This is a genomic window from Micromonospora sp. NPDC051296, assembly GCF_040682255.1.
Taxonomy (GTDB): domain Bacteria; phylum Actinomycetota; class Actinomycetes; order Mycobacteriales; family Micromonosporaceae; genus Micromonospora; species Micromonospora craterilacus.
Window position 1 is genome coordinate 1 of record NZ_JBFBAO010000044.1, and the last position, 16985, is coordinate 16985.

The 16985-nt window shown below is 72.2% G+C and carries 17 protein-coding genes and 1 riboswitch; of the genes, 11 read left to right on the forward strand and 6 right to left on the reverse strand.

What is annotated here, in order from left to right; genetic code table 11:
* Positions 1–46 precede the first annotated feature (46 nt).
* A riboswitch (cobalamin riboswitch) is annotated at positions 47–106 on the forward strand.
* Between the two features lie 110 nt (positions 107–216).
* The 3 genes from AB0M52_RS07645 (at position 217) to AB0M52_RS07655 (ending at position 3256) form a co-directional block, all read left to right on the forward strand.
* Positions 217–1152 (forward strand): ABC transporter substrate-binding protein, encoded by a 936-nt coding sequence (locus tag AB0M52_RS07645; RefSeq protein WP_363950282.1) that lies wholly within the window; start codon positions 217–219, stop codon positions 1150–1152.
* 35 nt (positions 1153–1187) lie between these two features.
* Positions 1188–2291 (forward strand): iron ABC transporter permease, encoded by a 1104-nt coding sequence (locus AB0M52_RS07650; RefSeq protein ID WP_363950285.1) that lies wholly within the window; start codon positions 1188–1190, stop codon positions 2289–2291.
* Between the two features lie 206 nt (positions 2292–2497).
* Positions 2498–3256, forward strand: coding sequence for an ABC transporter ATP-binding protein (locus AB0M52_RS07655; RefSeq protein WP_363950347.1), 759 nt, complete (start codon positions 2498–2500; stop codon positions 3254–3256).
* Positions 3257–3262: 6 nt separating this feature from the next.
* Here the strand turns inward: AB0M52_RS07655 and AB0M52_RS07660 are convergent, their stop codons facing one another.
* The 4 genes from AB0M52_RS07660 to AB0M52_RS07675 form a co-directional block, all read right to left on the reverse strand.
* Positions 3263–4027, reverse strand: coding sequence for a VOC family protein (locus tag AB0M52_RS07660; protein ID WP_363950287.1), 765 nt, complete (start codon positions 4025–4027; stop codon positions 3263–3265).
* Positions 4028–4124: 97 nt separating this feature from the next.
* A complete protein-coding gene (locus AB0M52_RS07665) occupies positions 4125–4862 on the reverse strand; it encodes an ABC transporter permease (protein ID WP_363950289.1) in 738 nt (245 codons plus the stop codon).
* A gap of 13 nt (positions 4863–4875) precedes the next feature.
* On the reverse strand, positions 4876–5760 hold the full coding sequence (locus AB0M52_RS07670; protein WP_363950291.1) for an ABC transporter ATP-binding protein: 885 nt from the start codon (positions 5758–5760) through the stop codon (positions 4876–4878).
* Positions 5761–5841: 81 nt separating this feature from the next.
* The gene (locus AB0M52_RS07675) at positions 5842–7983 is read right to left on the reverse strand and encodes an AAA family ATPase (protein ID WP_363950293.1); all 2142 of its coding nucleotides are present in this window, start codon (positions 7981–7983) and stop codon (positions 5842–5844) included.
* A gap of 178 nt (positions 7984–8161) precedes the next feature.
* Here AB0M52_RS07675 and AB0M52_RS07680 point away from each other — a divergent pair, with 178 nt between their 5' ends.
* From AB0M52_RS07680 to AB0M52_RS07690, 3 genes are read left to right on the forward strand one after another with little or no spacing between them, the layout of a single operon-like run.
* Positions 8162–8743 (forward strand): metalloregulator ArsR/SmtB family transcription factor, encoded by a 582-nt coding sequence (locus AB0M52_RS07680; RefSeq protein WP_363950295.1) that lies wholly within the window; start codon positions 8162–8164, stop codon positions 8741–8743.
* A 40-nt stretch (positions 8744–8783) separates the two neighbouring features.
* Positions 8784–10043, forward strand: coding sequence for an MFS transporter (locus AB0M52_RS07685; RefSeq protein WP_363950297.1), 1260 nt, complete (start codon positions 8784–8786; stop codon positions 10041–10043).
* A gap of 33 nt (positions 10044–10076) precedes the next feature.
* Positions 10077–10928, forward strand: coding sequence for a menaquinone biosynthesis protein (locus AB0M52_RS07690; protein WP_363950299.1), 852 nt, complete (start codon positions 10077–10079; stop codon positions 10926–10928).
* Here the strand turns inward: AB0M52_RS07690 and AB0M52_RS07695 are convergent, their stop codons facing one another.
* Together AB0M52_RS07695 and AB0M52_RS07700 are read right to left on the reverse strand one after the other, a co-directional pair.
* Positions 10929–11876, reverse strand: a complete 948-nt coding sequence (locus AB0M52_RS07695) for a serine hydrolase (RefSeq protein WP_363950301.1) — start codon at positions 11874–11876, stop codon at positions 10929–10931. It lies immediately after the preceding gene.
* Positions 11876–12856 (reverse strand): hypothetical protein, encoded by a 981-nt coding sequence (locus AB0M52_RS07700; RefSeq protein ID WP_363950303.1) that lies wholly within the window; start codon positions 12854–12856, stop codon positions 11876–11878. Before AB0M52_RS07700 ends, AB0M52_RS07695 begins: the two co-directional genes overlap by 1 nt.
* Before the next feature lie 363 nt (positions 12857–13219).
* On the opposite strand from AB0M52_RS07700, the gene paaA reads away from it, so the two are divergent.
* Genes paaA through AB0M52_RS07725 form a run of 5 tightly spaced genes read left to right on the forward strand, consistent with a single transcriptional unit; the run spans position 13220 to position 16944 of the window.
* A complete protein-coding gene (paaA, locus tag AB0M52_RS07705; protein ID WP_363950305.1) occupies positions 13220–14275 on the forward strand; it encodes a 1,2-phenylacetyl-CoA epoxidase subunit PaaA in 1056 nt (351 codons plus the stop codon).
* A complete protein-coding gene (gene paaB / locus AB0M52_RS07710; protein WP_363950307.1) occupies positions 14272–14583 on the forward strand; it encodes a 1,2-phenylacetyl-CoA epoxidase subunit PaaB in 312 nt (103 codons plus the stop codon). Before paaA ends, paaB begins: the two co-directional genes overlap by 4 nt.
* Positions 14580–15305 (forward strand): 1,2-phenylacetyl-CoA epoxidase subunit PaaC, encoded by a 726-nt coding sequence (paaC, locus tag AB0M52_RS07715; RefSeq protein ID WP_363950309.1) that lies wholly within the window; start codon positions 14580–14582, stop codon positions 15303–15305. The genes paaB and paaC overlap by 4 nt, the downstream gene beginning before the upstream one ends.
* Positions 15302–15778, forward strand: coding sequence for a 1,2-phenylacetyl-CoA epoxidase subunit PaaD (gene paaD, locus AB0M52_RS07720; RefSeq protein WP_363950311.1), 477 nt, complete (start codon positions 15302–15304; stop codon positions 15776–15778). The genes paaC and paaD overlap by 4 nt, the downstream gene beginning before the upstream one ends.
* Positions 15775–16944, forward strand: a complete 1170-nt coding sequence (locus AB0M52_RS07725; RefSeq protein ID WP_363950314.1) for a 2Fe-2S iron-sulfur cluster-binding protein — start codon at positions 15775–15777, stop codon at positions 16942–16944. The genes paaD and AB0M52_RS07725 overlap by 4 nt, the downstream gene beginning before the upstream one ends.
* Positions 16945–16985: the final 41 nt, after the last annotated feature.

A 16985-nucleotide genomic window follows, 5' to 3' on the forward strand; every position in this document is an offset into this window, starting at 1 on the left:
CGCGGTCGGGTCGTGCGCTACCGTCTTACCGACCCGCCGCAGCGAAGCCGGTGCGACACCGGCGCTGTCCCGCAACTGTGATGCCCCGATCCGGGGACGAGCCAGGTCGCCTGGGGCGCGGTCGCGATCCGCGCTCTCGAGGAAGGGCGCCTCGCGGACGGGTGCCCAGGCTCCCTGTCGGCGAAGCACCGCACTCCTCGACCGACAGGAGGACCGATGTCCAGACGTACCCCCCGGCTCTTCGCCGCCACCCTCGCGGTGGCCGCGCTCACGCTCGGTGCCTGCGCCGAGAAGGCCCCCGAGACCCCCGCCGCCAGCGGCAGCCCGAACGCCGCCGCCTTCCCGGTCACCGTCGGGTCACTGACGCTGGAGCAGCGACCCGAGAAGATCGTCTCGCTGTCGCCGACGGCCACCGAGATGCTCTTCGCCATCGGCGCCGGCCCGCAGGTCACCGCAGTCGACGACCAGTCCAACTTCCCCGCCGACGCGCCGAAGACGGACCTGTCCGGCTACCAGCCGAACGCCGAGTCGATCGCCGGGAAGAACCCCGACCTGGTGGTGCTCGCCAACGACACCAACAAGATCGTCGACCAGCTCACCGCGCTGAAGATCCCGGTCTACCTGACCCCCGCGGCGCAGACCCTGGACGACTCGTACCAGCAGCTCACCGAGCTGGGCACGCTCACCGGCAACACCACCGCGGCGGCCGATGTCGTGCAGCGGATGAAGGACGACATCGCGAAGATCGTCGCCGAGGTGCCGCAGCGGGTCCAGGCACCCACCTACTTCCACGAGCTGGGTCCGGAGCTGTACACGGCGACCAGCAAGACCTTCATCGGCTCGGTCTACACCCTCGCCGGCCTGGAGAACATCGCCGACCCGGCCGACGCCGACGGCAAGAGCGCCGGTTACCCGCAGCTGTCCCAGGAGGTGATCGTCAAGGCCAACCCGGACTTCGTCTTCCTCGCCGACGCCAAGTGCTGCCAGCAGAGCGCCGAGACGGTCAAGGCCCGCAGCGGCTGGTCCGGCATCAACGCGGTCAAGAACGACCAGATCGTGCCGCTGGACGACGACATCGCCTCCCGCTGGGGCCCGCGCGTGGTGGACCTGCTGCGAGTCATCGTCGACGCCACCGCCAAGGCGTCCGAGTGACGACGGACGGCAGGCGTTAACAAGGGACCCTTGCTATGCACCAGGCGTTAAGAAGGGGCCCTTCCTTCTCGCCGGTCGGGGCGGCGCAGCCGTCCCGCCCGGCGGGCCTGCGGAAACGCTGGCTCGCCGCCGGCGTCTTTGCCGTGCTCGTCGCCCTGGTGGCCGGTGTCTCGCTCGGCCCGGTCAGCCTGCCGCCCGGCAGCGTCGCGATCGAACTGCTCAACCTGCTGCCCGGGGTACGCCTGGAGAGTGGGCTGACCGAGCGGGAGATCGCCATCGTCACCGAGCTGCGGCTGCCCCGGGTGGTGCTGGGTCTGCTGGTCGGTGGGCTGCTCGCCCTGGCCGGTGGCGCGTACCAGGGGGTGTTCCGCAACCCGCTGGCCGACCCGTACCTGCTGGGCGTCGCCGCCGGGGCCGGGCTGGCGGTCACCGTCATGTTGACCCTCGGCGTCGGTGCGGGCGGGGCGCTGAGCGGGCTGCCGATCACCATCCCGCTGGCCGCGTTCGTCGGCTCGCTGGGTGCGGTCGGGATGACCTACCTGCTCGGGGCCGCCGGCGGGCGCAGCCGTTCGCCGGCCACGCTGATCCTGGCCGGGGTGGCCGTCTCGGCGTTCCTCAGTGCCGGGCAGACGTACCTGCTGCAACGGCACGCCGACAGCATCCAGCAGGTCTACTCCTGGCTGCTCGGTCGGCTGGCCACCGCCGGCTGGCAGGACGTGCGCCTGGTGCTGCCGTACTTCCTGCTGACCAGCCTGGTCATCCTGCTGTTCCGGCGCGAACTGGACGTGCTCTCGGTGGGCGACGACGAGGCGGCCAGCCTCGGCCTGCACCCGCAGCGGTCCCGGTACCTGCTGATCGCCGCCGCGTCGCTGGGCACCGCCGCCGCCGTCTCCGCCTCCGGTCTGATCGGCTTCGTCGGCATCATCGTGCCGCACACCGTACGGCTGCTCGCCGGGTCGAGCTACCGGGTCATCCTCCCGCTGTCGTTACTGTTCGGAGGTGCCTTCCTGGCCCTGACCGACGTGGTGGCGCGGACCGCCGCCGCACCGCAGGAGATCCCGATCGGGGTGGTCACCGCGCTGCTGGGCGGCCCCTTCTTCGTCCTGGTGCTGCGCACCGCCCGGCGGGTGCTGACATGACCGAACCCGCACCGGGCGCGCCCGCCCCCGCGACCACGCCCGACCCGCCGCCCGGCACGCCCGGCTCTGCGCCGGCCACGCCCGGCTCTGCGCCCGCCACGCCCGGCTCTGCGCCCGCCACGCCCGGCTCTGCGCCCGCCACGCCCGGCTCTGCGTCCGGACCGCTCGGCGGGGCCGGCAAGGCCGACGGGCCACCGGCCGTCGATGTGCGTGGCCTGCGGGTCAGTCTGGACGGCGTACCGATCCTCGCCGGTGTGGACCTGACCGTGCGGGCCGGCGAGTGGGTCACCGTGATCGGCCCCAACGGGGCCGGCAAGTCGACGCTGCTGCGCGCCGTCGGCGGCCTGCTCCCCGCGCCGGACGCGGTCCGGCTGTTCGGTACGCCGCTGAGCGCGCTGCGCCGCCGCGAGCGGGCCCGGGTGGTGGCCACGGTGGCCCAGTCCCCGGTCGTACCGCCCGGCATGGCGGTACTGGACTACGTGCTGCTCGGCCGCACCCCGTACATCCCGCCGCTCGGCCGGGAGTCCGCCGCTGACCTGGCCGTCGTGCACGAGGTGCTGGACCGGCTGGACCTCTCCGGCTTCCACGCCCGTGAGCTGGCCACCCTCTCCGGCGGGGAACGGCAGCGGGTCTTCCTAGCGCGGGCGCTGGCCCAGGGTGCCACCCTGCTGCTGCTCGACGAGCCCACCAGCGCGCTCGACATCGGCCATCAGCAGGAGGTCCTCGAACTGGTCGACCAACTGCGCCGCACGGACGGCCTGACCGTGCTGGCCACCATGCACGACCTGTCGATCGCCGGCGAGTACGCCGACCGGATGGTGCTGCTCGCCGACGGCCGGGTCGCCGCCACCGGCACCCCGCACGAGGTCCTGACCGAACAGCTCCTGTCCCACCACTACCGCGCCCACGTGAAGGTCATCCCCGGCCCCCACGGCCCGCTGGTCCTCCCCACCCGCCCCCGCTGACCCCCGTCAGGGGGTGAGGGCGATCAGGGAGAAGAGGGCGCCGTTGGGGTCGCGGAGGGCGGCTATCCGGCCGGCGGGGATGTCGCGGGGCGGGACGAGGATGGTGCCGCCCAGCTCGGCGGCGCGCGCGGCGGTGGCGTCCGCGTCGGCGACGGAGAAGTAGACCGTCCAGTAGGCGGGTGAATCTGCCGGGAACTCGTCACCCAGGGGCGGCATCATCCCGGCCACCACTCGGTCGCCCAGCCGCCACCCGGTGTAGGCGACCTGTCCCATCGGCTCTTCCTCCGGCTGCCACCCGAAGACCAGCTCGTAGAAGATCCGGGCCCCGTCGGGGTCGGGCGTGACCAGCTCGGTCCAGCTCATCGCCCCGGGCACGTCGAACACTTCGGCGCCGGCGAAGGCCATCGGCTGCCAGACGCTGAACGCGGCGCCGGCCGGGTCGCTGAAGACCGCCATCCGGCCCCGGTCGAAGACCTCGAACGGTGGCACCACCACCTGACCGCCGGCCCGCTCCACCCGGCCGGCGACCAGGTCGGCGTCGTCGGTGGCGACGTACGTCGACCAGATCGGCACCTGATCCGGTACGGCCGGCGGGCCCACGCCGGCCACCGCCTGGCCGCCCAGCAGGAAGACCGTGTACCCGCCCGCCTCCGGCTCGGCGTCCACCCGGCCGGTCCAGCCGAACAGTTCCGGGTAGAACCGTCGGGCCGCGTCGAGCCCCGGCGTCGCCAGGTCGGCCCAGCAGGGCGTGCCCGGCGCAACGCTGGCCACGGCTACCCCTCTCGACCTGCGGCGACCGCCGCCCGGCCGCCCTCCCCGGCATCGTGGCACCGCCCGGCCGCCGCCCGGGGCGGAAACGGGTGGAACGTCAGCTGAACCGGCGACCCTCGTCCCGCCGGTAGGCCCACCCGCCGAGCGCGGCCAGCACCACCAGCCAGACACCGAGCATGATCAGCGACAACCGGCTTGCCGAGTAGTCGCCGACCGCCGCCCACATCAGCTCCACCGCGCCCCGGGTGGGCAGGTACGGCGCGATCGCCTCGATGAAGCCGGGCGCGTCACCGGGGGCGGAGAGCAACCCGCCACCGAAGGCGAGCGGGAAGAAGACGAGCTGCGCCACCACGATCGCCGCCTTGCTCGGCAGCGCGTACCCGATGGTCAGCCCCATCAGCGTGAACGGCACCGAGATCACCGCCACGGTGACCAGCGCCAGCAGGAACCCCGCGGGGGTGATCCGGGCCTCGGTCAGGGTCGCCGCGATCACCACCACGGGGATCAGCGACAGGTACGTGATGGTCAGCCCGGCCAGCACCCGCCCGGCGAAGCGCGGCGCCGGCCCGGCCGGCAGGGTCCGGGTGAACGGGTCCCACGGCTGTTGGCGGTCCTCGGCGACGCCCACACCGTAGGAGAAGATGTTGGCGCTCATCACCGAGAAGGTGACCATTGAGGCGGTGGCGAAGGTGGCGGCCACCGGGTCCTTCCCGGCGAACGGCACCACGAAGAAGAGCATCGCGGCGGCCGGGAAGAACGCGCTACCGAAGATCGCGATCGGGATGCGGAACGTCTCCAGCAGCTGGTAACGCGCGTGGGTAAGGGCGAGTTGCACGGGAGAGGTCTCCTCAGGCGGCGGCTGGCTGGGCGTCGGCGGTGGTGATGGCGAGGAACGCCTCCTCCAGCGAGGTCGGGCGTACCTCCAGGTCGCGGAACTCGACTCCGCTCGTGACCAGGTCCCGCACCAGCTGGTCGGCGTCGGCGGTGAGCAGGTGGGTGCGGCCGTCGACCTGTTCGGTGCGGACCACGCCGGGCAGCGTCGGCAGCACGTCGGCGGTCAGGCTCACCCGACGTACGCCGACCACGGCGCGGACCGCGTCTACGGTGTCGTCGGCGAGCACCCGGCCGTGGCCGATCACCACCACCCGCTGGGCCAGCGCCTCCACCTCCTCCAGGTAGTGGCTGCTCAGCAGCACGGTGCCGCCGTCCGCGTGGAACGCCCGGATCGCCTCCCACAACGTGTGCCGAGCCTCGACGTCCAGGCCGGTGGTCGGCTCGTCGAGCACGACCAGGCGGGGGCGGCCGACGAAGGCCAGCGCCACCGCGAGCCGGCGCTTCTGCCCGCCGGACAGCCCGCCGGTCTGCCGCCGGGCCAGCTCACCCAGGCCGAACTGGTCGAGCAGTTCGGTGCGCGGGACCGGGTCTGGATAGTGGGCGGAGACGAAGTCCACCACCTCGCCGACCCGCAGCGTGCCGGGCAGCCCGGTCTCCTGTGGAGTGACGCCGATCTGCCGTCGGCTCGCCGGGTCACGCGGGTCGCCGCCGAACAACTCCACCCGACCCGACGTGGGGCGGCGCAGCCCGACGAGCAGGTTGATCAGTGTGCTCTTACCGGCGCCGTTCGGCCCCAGCAGGCCGACCAGCTCGCCCGCGCGCACCTCGAGGTCGACCTGGTCCAGGGCGAGGACGTCGCCGTAGCGGCGACTGACCCGGTCGGCACGGGCGAGGGTCATGGACTACTCCTTCACGGCGACGTGATCGGCTTCCGGTTTATCGCACCGGGGCAAGTCGGCGCCACATCGCCGACCGGTTGTTCAGCCGAGTGGGGCGGGCAGTGGCGCTGCGTGCAACACCGACAGCCGGGACACGGCCCGGGTGAGCACCACGTACAGCCGATGCAGCCCGCGCGGCTCGGCCGCCACGATGGCGGCCGGCTCGATGACGATGACGTGGTCGTACTCAAGGCCCTTGACCAGCGTGGCCGGCATCACAATGACCCGCGCCGCGGCCTCCGGGTCGTCGGCGGTCGCGATCTCCACCCCCGCCGCCGCCAGCGCCGCCCGCAGCCCGTCCACCGCGTCGTCGGCGGCGATCACGCCGACCGACCCCTCGTGCGTCAGCGCCGCCCGGACCTCGACCACCGTCGCGGCGGCAAGATCGGTCACGGTACGCACACCCAGCGCGCCGTCGCGGCGTAGCGACTCGGCCGGCGGTACGTCGACGGCGAGCGCCGGAAGCAGCCGGTTGGCGAAGGCGAGCACGGCCGCGGGCACCCGGAAGCCGACCGTCAGCGGCACCACCGCCGCGTCCGGCTTGCCCAGGTGGCGCAGGGTCTCCCGCCAGTCCGTGGCGGCCCACGGCGCGGTTGCCTGGGCCAGATCGCCGAGGAGGGTGAGCGACCCGTGCTCGCTGCGCCGGGCGATCACCCGGCACTGCATCGGGGAGAGATCCTGCGCCTCGTCCACCACGACGTGTCCGTAGCCGGTCGGGCGTTCGATCAACCCGGCCGCCTCGTCGAGCAGGACGGCGTCGGCGGCCGTCCACCGGGTCGCCTTCGGCGTCCGCCCCAACCTCGTACCACCGCTCACCGCAGCTGCGCCCGGCGTGCTGGTAAGCCGACCGGCGGTGCCCGCCGCGCCTGGCGGTTGGCCGGTGAGCAGGGTCTGTTCGTCGGGGGTGAGCAGGCCGTCGGCCGCTGCGGCGAGCCGGGTGGGGTCGGTGAGCAGGGCGTGCAGCAGCCCGTCCGGGGTGAGCGCCGGCCAGACCGCGTCCAGGAAGGCGGTGACCGGCTTCGACCGGCCCATCCGACGCAGCCACGCGTCGCTCGGCGACTCCGCCCGCCGGGCCTCGGCCTGCCGTTGCAGCAGTCCGACCACCCGGGCCTGGACGCGTTCCCGGCCGACGGCGTACGGCAGCCCCTCCTCGCGGGTCTCCCGCACCAGCCGGTGCAGCGGTTCCAGCCCGATCCGCCAGCGGAACGAGCCGTCGGAGACGACGATCGGTTCGGTCGGCTCGCCGACGTAAGCGTCGACCGCCCGTCTCAGCACCTCGGCCATCCGCGCGTCGTGCTTCAGAGTGGCCACGGCCGGCGGGTCCACCGCCCGCACCGCCACCCGGTCGACCAGGTCCTCCACGGTGGCCTGCTCGACCTCCACCTCACCGAGAGCGGGCAGCACCGCCGCGATGTACCCCAGGAACGCCCGGTTCGGCCCCACGACCAGCACCTTCGACCGCCGCAGCCGCTCCCGGTGCAGGTAGAGCAGGTACGCGGCGCGGTGCAGCCCGACCGCCGTCTTACCGGTGCCCGGCGCGCCCTGTACGCAGATCGAGTCGGCCAGGTCGGCGCGGACCAGCTCGTCCTGCTCGGGCTGGATGGTGGCGACGATGTCGCGCATCGGCCCGACCCGGGGCCGCTCGATCTCGGCGGTGAGGATTCGGCTGGCCGTGCCCAGTTCCTCGCCCCGTTCCAGGTGCTCGTCCTCGAAGCTGGTGAGCACCCCGCTGCCGAAGCCGAACCGGCGCCGTACGGCGAGGCCCTGCGGATCGCGGGCGCTGGCCCGGTAGAACGACCGGGACACCGGGGCCCGCCAGTCCAGCACCAGCGGCTCGCCCTGCTCGTCGGTGACGTGCCGGCGACCTACGTGGTACCGGTGCCCGGCGTGCTCGGCGTTCGCGTCACCGAAGTCGAGCCGGCCGAAGAACAGCGGGGTACGCGGGTCGTCGGCCAGCTCGGCCACCCGCCGGGCGAGGTGCCGGCCGAGCTGCTCGGCGGTGTACGCGTCGCCGGCGACCTTGTCACCGGTGGCGAACAGCGCCTCGGCGCGTTCACGCATCCGGTGCAGTGCCGCTCGGGAGGTGGACAGGTGCGCCCGCTCGGCGGCAAGTTCGTCGTCCAGGTCCGGCCCGGAGGGGCGGTGCTGCGGGGGTTGCGGGATCTGTCGGGCGTGCAGGCTCATCCACGTAACTCCTTGACACGGGGAGAAAGGCTGCCGCTCGCGTTTCCGACACTGACGGGTCGGCGCGGGACGTCCGCTGCGGTGCTACTCACCGCGGCCGTCGGGCGGAAACGGAAAGCCTACTCCCCGCTGCGCCAGCGGCAACCGGATTTCCCCGCGACCGGGGGATCATGGAGGCATGACGGAGGCGCATCCCGAGCCGCCCCGGGTGACGATCAGCGACCCGCAGCTGCTGCGAGCGCTCGCCCACCCGGCCCGGCTCGCGATCATGGAACATCTCGGGTCGACCGAGGGAGGGGCGACCGCCACCGAGTGCGCCGAGGTGGTGGGCCTGTCCCCGAGCGCGACCAGCTACCACCTGCGGGCGCTGGCCCGGTACGGGCTGGTGGAGGAGGCACCGAGCCGGGGGGACGCCCGCGAGCGGCTGTGGCGCAGCACGATGCAGTCCTGGTCGATCGACGCGGGCCGCGGTGCCGACCCGTCGGTACGCGACGCCGAGCGGACCCTGGTGGAGGTGTTCCTCGCCCGGGAGCTGGAGCGAAGCCGCGACTGGCTGCGCCGGGCACCGGACGAGCCGGAGGAGTGGTACCAGAACGCCCTGCTCAGCGACTCGATGCTGCTGCTGACGGCCGAGGAACTGGCGGAGCTCAACCAGGCGGTGCTGGGCCTGCTGCGGCCGTACCGCAAGCGGGACCGGTCCGATCCGCCGCCGGGCGCCCGCCGGGTCGCCGTCCAGTACAAGGCGTTGCCGCTGGACTGAGGGCTTGTGTCGATCAGATGTGAAGGATTATTTTCGAAGCATGTCCTTCACATCTGGATCGTCGCGCTGGTCGGACGTCGGCCTCGCCACCGCCGCCCGAGGGATCGCCACCTGCGGCGACCTCCTCGCCGCCACCACGCTGACGCTGGCGCTCCAGTCGTCCGGGGCCGGTGGCAGCGCCGTCGCCGGGGTGTTGCTCGCGGCGACTCTTCCGCTGGTGGTGCTCGCACCGCTGACCGGGCGGCTGGCCGACCGGATGGACAGCCGGAAGCTGCTGATCGGCGCCGGCCTGGCCCAGTCGGCGATCTGCCTCGGGCTGGCGTACGCCGGCCACCCGCTACTGGTCATCTGCCTGGTGGCGCTGCTCGCCTCCGGTCTTGCGGTCACCCAGCCGGTGCTGTCAGCCCTGGTGCCCGCCATGGTGAGCCCCGCCGACCTGCCCCGAGCCACCGCGCTCAACCAGACCGCCGGCATGATCGGCGTGCTCACCGGACCGGCCCTGGCCGGGTTCCTGGTCGGCGGGTTCGGCACCCGAACGCCGTTGCAGATCGGCGCGGTCAGCTACCTCGCGCTCGTCCTCGCGGGGCTGCTGATCCGCACCCGCCGGGGCGGTGGGTGGCGCACGGTGCCGGCGGGTACGGCGGACGCCGCCACGGTGGCCAGCTGGCGACTGCGCCAGGATCCACTCCTGCTCGCGATGGTGGCCACCCTGGCCGGCGTGGTCGGCACGATCGGCGCGATCAACGTCATCGAGGTCTTCTACGTGCGCGAGACGCTCGGTGCCTCCGCCGCCGTCTACGGCATGGTGACCGGGGCGTGGACCCTCGGCGTCCTCTGCGGCGCCTGGATCTTCGCCCGGCTGGCCCGACGCTTCACCGACGACGCCGGCCTGGTCCAGTGCGGCCTGCTGCTGCTCGGCGGCTGCTGCCTGATGGTGCTGGTCTCGGTGACGGTGCCTGCGGCGCTGCTGTTGGTGCCGATCTGGCTCGTCGGTGGCATGTGCAACGGCGGCGACAATGTCTTCAACAACGTGGTGCTGGCCCGGCGGGTACCGGAGGCCGCCCGTGGGCGGGCCTTCGCGGCCATGGGTGCCGCGGTGCAGGGCGCGGCGATGGTCGGCTACCTGGTCGGTGGCCTGCTGCTGGAGGTGACCGAGCCGCGTCCGCTGATCGTCGGCTGCGGGGTGGCCGGGTTGCTGGTGCTGCTCGGATTCGTCCGGCCGGTCCGGCGGGCCGTCCGGGCCGAGCGGGCCCGCGTCACGGCGGATGCGGAGTTGGCCACTCCGGTGCCGGCCCGCTGAGCAGGCCGGAGGCGGCGAGGATACGGTCAGGGCATGGTCGACCGCGTCGCCCGCCCCCGGGTCGGGCACATCCAGTTCCTCAATTGCCTGCCGATCTACTGGGGGCTGATGCGCTCCGGCGCGCTGCTCGACGTCGACCTGCACAAGGACTCGCCGGACCGGCTAAGTGCCGCGCTGGTCGCCGGTGACCTGGACATCGGGCCTATCTCCCACGTCGAGTACCTGCGGCACGCCGACGAGCTGCTGCTCCTGCCCGACCTGGCCGTCGGCAGCGACGGCCCGGTGCTCTCGGTCAACCTGGTGAGCACCCGCCCGCCGGCCGAGCTGGACGGTGCCCGGGTCGCGCTCGGCTCCACCTCGCGGACCGGGGTGCTGCTCGCCCAACTGCTGCTGCGGGAGCGGTACGGGGTCCAACCCGAGTACTTCCGCTGCCCACCGGATCTGACCCAGATGCTGCTGGAGGCGGACGCCGGAGTGCTCATCGGCGACGTGGCCCTGCGCGCCCTCTACGAGGCGCCGCGCCGTGGGCTGGAGGTGACCGACCTGGGGCAGGCCTGGCGGGAGTGGACCGGCCTGCCGATGGTCTTCGCCGTCTGGGCGGTCCGCCGGGACTTCGCTGCCGCCCACCCCGGCCTGGTCAAGGAGGTGCACGAGGCGTTCCTGCGCTCGCGTGACCTGTGCCTGGCCGAGCTGGACCAGGTCGCCGAGTCGGCGGCCCGCTGGGAGCCGTTCGACGCGGCCACCCTGGCCTCCTACTTCCGGGCGCTGGACTTCTCCCTCGGCGACCGTCAGGTCGCCGGCCTGCGCGAGTTCGCCCGCCGCGCCGCCGCGCTCAGCGAAACCCCGCCGCTGCCCGCCGGCGGCCCCACCTTCTTCACCCGCTGATCAGGGGGTGGGGGTCAGGAGCGCCTCGGTGATCTTCTGGCAGTTGTCCATGCCGTACTCGTAGCCCTTGTTGATCGGATAACGGAGCATCACGCCCATCGTCCAGGTGTCGCCGATCGCCAGGCAGTTGACGTGGATCTCCTGCTCCCGGGTGCGGTCGACCCAGCCGTTCTTGATGGCGATCTTCTTGGCCTCGGCGTCCGGGAACGCCTTGCGGATGCCGAAGTCGCCGGCTCCGCGTACCAGGCGCATCTCGTTGAGCAGCCACTTGGTCCACTTGGGTCCGGCGGCCCGGCCGTCGGCGATGCAGTTGCCCAGTCGGGCGGTGTCCCGAGGGGACAGTTCGGTACGGCTCCACCCGAGATCGCTGGAGACCTTGCTGTCGGTCAGGTCGCAGGTGGACAGCAGCCGCTTGATGGAGGCGGACCGGCCGATCTGGGTGTAGAGCTGCTCGGTGCGGGTGTTGTCGCTGTCCCGAATGATCTTCGTGAGGTCGTCCAGCTTCGCGTCGCTCGGGGTCTGCCCGGCGTCCGCGGTACGACGTAGGTAGTCGGCGACGATCCAGGACTTGATCAGGGACGCGGTGGTGTTGGTCTCGGCCATGTTGTCCGAACCGATGATCTCGCCCGAGCGTCGGTCCAGCACGCTCCACGCGTACCAGCCGTCGATGTCCAGGTCGAGATCTTTCGCCTCGAACGGCAGCGGCTCGGGCTCCGGCGACGGACTGGGCGAGGGGGACGGCGACGGCCGCGAGTTGCGGTCGGTGGCGGAACCCGTACGGTCCACCGGAGAGTCAGCCCGGCCCCACTCGGCCGCCGCGGTGGACTCGAAGGGCGAACCGGGCAGCAGTCGCAGCGAGACCAGGACCAGCCCGATCAGGACGGCAGCGATGGCGACGAACCGTAGCGGCGATGTCTCGCCCTTTGGGTCGCGACGGTTGCGGGCCATCAGACCTTCTTCACAGTTGGCTGCTGCGGCACCTTGAGCGCGCCGCCGGGCTGCGGGGTCACCAGTTGGGAGGCGACGCTGGCGCAGACGTCGGCGCCGTAGTCGAGACCGCTGCTCTGCGGGTAACGCAACATCACTGCCAGACTCCACTTCTCGGTCACGGCGAGGCAGTTGACGTGCCAGTTGCCGTCGTAGTTGAGCGGGGTCCAGCCGTTCTTGATGCTGACCGGGCCCTGGCTGATGATCGATTTGGGCAGTCCGTCGACGATGCCCCACTTGCCGCCGCCCGAGCGGGCCTTCTGGTCCTTCGCGGCGGTGCTGCCGCGGACCTTGCTCATCTCGGCGAGCACCCACTCGGTCCACTTCGGGCCGGCGGCCTTGCCGTCGGCGATGCAGTCACCGACACGTACGGCGTCCCGGGGTGACATCCGGGTGAAGCTCCAGTAGCCCTCGTAGCCCGAGACGTCGCCCCGCTTGGTGTCGGTGAGGCCGCAGATGCTGATCGCCCGCTTGATCACCGGCCCCGGCTGCCCGCCGGCCGGCACCGCGTACGAGCCGCCGGCGGCCCGGTAGACGATGTTGGTCGCGTCGTCGTCGCTGTCCCGGATGGCCAGGCTGGCGGCCTTCTTCAGCGCCGCGGTCGGCTCCTTGTCGCCGAGTTGGCGCAGGTAGTCGGAGACGATCCAGGCCTTGATCATCGACTCGGTCGAGCTGGTCGCGGTCATGTTCTTCGAGCCGGAGATCTTGCCCGACTCGCGGTCCAGCAGCGCCCAGGAGAAGAAATCGCCTTTGAAACCTACCGAGACCGGGCCGGCGGCCAGGGTCGGCAGCGGCGGCGGAACGGGCGTGGGCGCGGCGACGCTCTCCGGGGCGCCGCCGGCCTGGCCGGCGGAGAGCCGGGCGTACGCGGCCGGCACCAGCATGACGCCGCCGAGCAGCACCGCCATGACGGCGAGCACCATGATCACGCGAGATCGCATGAGCGGGTGAGCTCCAGATATCAGGGCCGGGGGGACCGGCTGGTTGCCAGGACTGATCGGTGTGGATCGCCTGGGGTCGGGGGAAACGGCCCCTGTCAGACGGCGATCGTCTCCAGCCGAGCGGTGTGACGGGGGAAGTCTACGTGCGGATCGGCGCCGTGCCAGGACGCGGCGCTGGGCAACTCGCCGTGAAGGCGGGATAACAACCCGCTATGTGGCGGTTGCGAGGATTTGTCGCCAGGTCGTGACCCAATTCACAGTGTCGAACGTTTACGAGGGGCGCTCGGCCGATGACGCTCGGGCATCTCGTATTTCTGTGACACCCCTCTGGTGTCATGGATTGCCAGCTGTAACACTTAGTGCATGTATGGCAATGACTTCCCGGGCGAGGACGCGCCCGGCGGCTTGCTCGGCGAGGTCGAGGCGGCGGAGGCGGCGCTACGTGCGGCCGCGGAGCGGGACCGCGGCGTGGCCGGCCCGGGTGAGGACCTGGCCGCGTACTTCGCGGAGGTCGTTGACGCGGACCAGAAGATCGAGCCACGTGACTGGATGCCCGAGGCGTACCGGCGGACGTTGATCCGGCAGATCGCCCAGCACGCCCACTCCGAGATCATCGGCATGCAGCCGGAGGGGAACTGGATCAGCCGCGCCCCGTCGCTCAAGCGCAAGGCGATCCTGCTGGCCAAGGTGCAGGACGAGGCCGGCCACGGCCTCTACCTCTACGCCGCCGCCGAGACCCTCGGCATCAGCCGGGACGAGCTGGTCGAGCTGCTGCTGGAGGGGCGGCAGAAGTACAGCTCGATCTTCAACTACCCCACCCTCACCTGGGCCGACGTCGGTGCCATCGGTTGGCTGGTGGACGGCGCGGCGATCGTCAACCAGGTCCCGCTCTGCCGGTGCTCCTACGGCCCGTACGCCCGCGCGATGATCCGGGTCTGCAAGGAGGAGTCGTTCCACCAGCGCCAGGGCTTCGAGATCCTGCACACGCTGGCGCACGGCACCCCGGAGCAGAAGGCCATGGCCCAGGACTCGGTGGACCGCTGGTGGTACCCGTCGCTGGCCATGTTCGGCCCGCCGGACGGCGACTCCACCCACTCGGCCCAGTCGATGGCCTGGAAGATCAAGCGCTTCTCCAACGACGAGCTGCGCCAGCGTTTCGTGGACATGTGCGTCGGCCAGGCGGAGGTGCTCGGGCTGACCCTTCCCGACCCCGACCTGCGCTGGAACGACGAGCGCCAGTCGTACGACTACACCCAGCCCGACTATGACGAGCTGATGCGGGTGATCAAGGGCAACGGGCCGTGCAACCGGCAGCGGATGGCGCACCGGCGCCGCGCCCACACCGAGGGCGCCTGGGTGCGCGAGGCTGCCGCGGCGTACGCGGCAAAGCAGAGGAACAAGGAAAAGGTGGCGGCGTGAGCGAGCGAACCGATCGGCTCGGCGTGCGGAATCCTTCCCCGCTCTGGGAGGTCTTCGTCCGGGCCCGGCGCGGGTTGGCGCACACCCATGTCGGCAGCCTGCACGCGCCCGACGCCGAGCTGGCCCTGCGCAACGCCCGGGATCTCTACACCCGCCGCCAGGAGGGGGTGTCGATCTGGGTGGTGCCGGCCAGCGGGATCACCGCGTCCAGCCCGGACGAGAAGGACGCCTTCTTCGACCCGGCGGCCGACAAGGTCTACCGCCACCCCACCTTCTACGAGGTACCGGACGGGGTGGCCCACCTGTGAACGGTCCCTTTGCCTTCACCCTGGCCCTCGGCGACGACGCGCTGATCGCGGCGCAGCGGCTGGCCGAGTGGACCACCCACGCGCCGGAGATGGAGGAGGACATCGCGCTGGCCAACATCGCCCTGGACCAGCTCGGCGCGGCCCGGCTGCTGCTGTCGTACGCGGCCGAGTTGGAGGGCGCCGGCCGGGACGAGGACGCGCTGGCGTACCTGCGTGACGACCGGGAGTTCCGCAACTGCCTGCTGGTCGAGCAGCCGAACGGCGACTTCGCGGTGACCATGGCGAAGCTGCTCGTGCTCTCGGCCTACCAGCTGCCGCTCTACACCGCGCTGGCCGGCTGCGCCGACGAAAGGCTGGCCGCGATCGGAGCCAAGACGCGCAAGGAGTCCGCGTACCACCTGGACCACGCCGCGCTCTGGGTGCGGCGGCTGGGTGACGGGACCGAGGAGTCACACCGGCGGATGCAGGCCGGGATCGACCAGGTCTGGCCGTACGCCGACGAGCTGTTCACCGCCCAGCCGGCGGCGCCGGTCGACCCGGCCACCGTGCGGGGCGACTTCGACAGCACCGTCGCCACCGTGCTCGCCGAGGCGACGCTGACCCTGCCGGAGTCCGGCTGGGCGCCGGCCGGCGGGCGTGACGGGGTGCACACCGAACACCTGTCGTACCTGCTCGCGGAGATGCAGGTGCTGCACCGCGCCCACCCCGGAGCGCGCTGGTGACGACCGCCCGGGAGGCGGTGGCGGCGGTGGTGGACCCGGAGATCCGGGTGGTCACCATCGACGACCTCGGCATCCTGCGTTCGGTCGAGGAGGAGCCGGGCTCCGGGCGGGTCGTGGTGACCATCACCCCCACCTACACCGGCTGCCCGGCCATGGACGTCATCCGCGCCGACATCCGCCGGGCGCTGGTGGCGGCCGGCCACCCGGACGTCGAGGTTCGCACGGTGCACAGCCCGGCCTGGAGCACCGACTGGATCACCGACGCCGGGCGGGCCAAGCTGGCCGCCGCCGGCATCGCCCCGCCGGCCCCGGTCCGGCGCGACGGCGTCGTACCGCTCACCCTGGCCGTCCGCTGCCCACGCTGCGGATCGCCGGAGACCGAGCAACTGAGCCGCTTCGGTTCCACCGCGTGCAAGGCACTGTGGCGCTGCCGCGCCTGCGGCGAACCCTTCGACCATGTGAAGGCATTGTGACTGTCACCATCACCCGCCCGGTCCGCCGCCGGCCGGTGTTCCACCCGCTGCCCGTCACCGCCGTGGACCGGCTCACCGCGGATGCCGTCGCGATCACCTTCGCGGTGCCACCGGAGCTGCGGGAGACCTTCGCGTTCCGCGCCGGCCAGCACCTCACGGTGCGCCTGCCCGCCGCAGCCGACGTCGTGGCCGACCTGACGGCAGGCAACGGCGTCTCGGACGCCGGAGGCGGTGTCCCGGCCGGCGAGGACGTGCGCCGCTCGTACTCCATCTGCTCCACTCCGAACGAGCTGGCTCGGCACGGCCGGCTGCGGATCGGCGTGCGGGAGATTCCCGGCGGTTCGTTCTCCGGCTACGCCTGCGGGGCGCTGCGACACGGGGACATCGTCGAGGTGCTGCCTCCGCTGGGGCACTTCACCACGGCGTTCGCGCCGGACCGGGCCCGCCGCTACGGCGCGGTGGTCGCCGGTTCCGGCATCACCCCGGTGCTGTCGCTGGTCGCCACCGCCCTGGCCGTCGAGCCGGCCAGTACCTTCACCCTGGTGTACGGCAACCGCACGGCCAACACGGTGATGTTCGCCGAGGAGCTGGCCGACCTGAAGGACCGCTACCCGACACGGCTGCACCTGGTGCACGTGCTGTCCCGGGAGCAGGGCGAGTCACCGCTGCTCTCCGGGCGGATCGACGCCGAACGGCTGGGCCGGCTGCTGGACACCATCGTGCCCGGCGACGCGATCGAGGAGTGGTTCCTCTGCGGCCCGTACGGCCTGGTCGTTGACGCCAAGGCGGTGCTCACCGCGCGGGGTCTGGCGGAGTCGGCGGTGCACACCGAGCTGTTCCACGTCGACGCGCCGCCGGAGCCGGTCCGCCGTCCCGACGAGTCATCCGGGGGCACCGAGGTGACCATCCTGCTGGACGGCCGCTCGTCGAGCTTCACCATGCGGCGGGACGAGCGGGTGCTGGACGCGGCGTTGAAGGTCCGCAGCGAGCTGCCGTACGCCTGCAAGGGCGGGGTCTGCTCGACCTGCAAGGCGAAGGTGGTCTCCGGCGAGGTGCAGATGGCCCGCAACTACGCCCTGGAACCCGACGAGGTGGCCGCCGGTTACGTCCTCACCTGCCAGTCCAGCCCGCTCACCGACACCCTCGCTGTCGACTACGACGCGTGACGCCTAGAACATCTCGTGACGGGCCGCCGGGGCGGCGACGT

Excerpts from the sequence above, each read along its gene's own strand:
- AB0M52_RS07645 (WP_363950282.1), top strand. The coding sequence starts at position 217 with ATGTCCAGACGTACCCCCCGGCTCTTCGCCGCCACCCTCGCGGTGGCC.
- AB0M52_RS07650 (WP_363950285.1), top strand. The coding sequence starts at position 1,188 with ATGCACCAGGCGTTAAGAAGGGGCCCTTCCTTCTCGCCGGTCGGGGCG.
- AB0M52_RS07670 (WP_363950291.1), bottom strand. The coding sequence starts at position 5,760 with ATGACCCTCGCCCGTGCCGACCGGGTCAGTCGCCGCTACGGCGACGTC.
- AB0M52_RS07675 (WP_363950293.1), bottom strand. The coding sequence starts at position 7,983 with ATGAGCCTGCACGCCCGACAGATCCCGCAACCCCCGCAGCACCGCCCC.
- AB0M52_RS07680 (WP_363950295.1), top strand. The coding sequence starts at position 8,162 with ATGACGGAGGCGCATCCCGAGCCGCCCCGGGTGACGATCAGCGACCCG.
- AB0M52_RS07685 (WP_363950297.1), top strand. The coding sequence starts at position 8,784 with ATGTCCTTCACATCTGGATCGTCGCGCTGGTCGGACGTCGGCCTCGCC.
- AB0M52_RS07690 (WP_363950299.1), top strand. The coding sequence starts at position 10,077 with ATGGTCGACCGCGTCGCCCGCCCCCGGGTCGGGCACATCCAGTTCCTC.
- AB0M52_RS07695 (WP_363950301.1), bottom strand. The coding sequence starts at position 11,876 with ATGGCCCGCAACCGTCGCGACCCAAAGGGCGAGACATCGCCGCTACGG.
- AB0M52_RS07700 (WP_363950303.1), bottom strand. The coding sequence starts at position 12,856 with ATGCGATCTCGCGTGATCATGGTGCTCGCCGTCATGGCGGTGCTGCTC.
- paaA (WP_363950305.1), top strand. The coding sequence starts at position 13,220 with ATGTATGGCAATGACTTCCCGGGCGAGGACGCGCCCGGCGGCTTGCTC.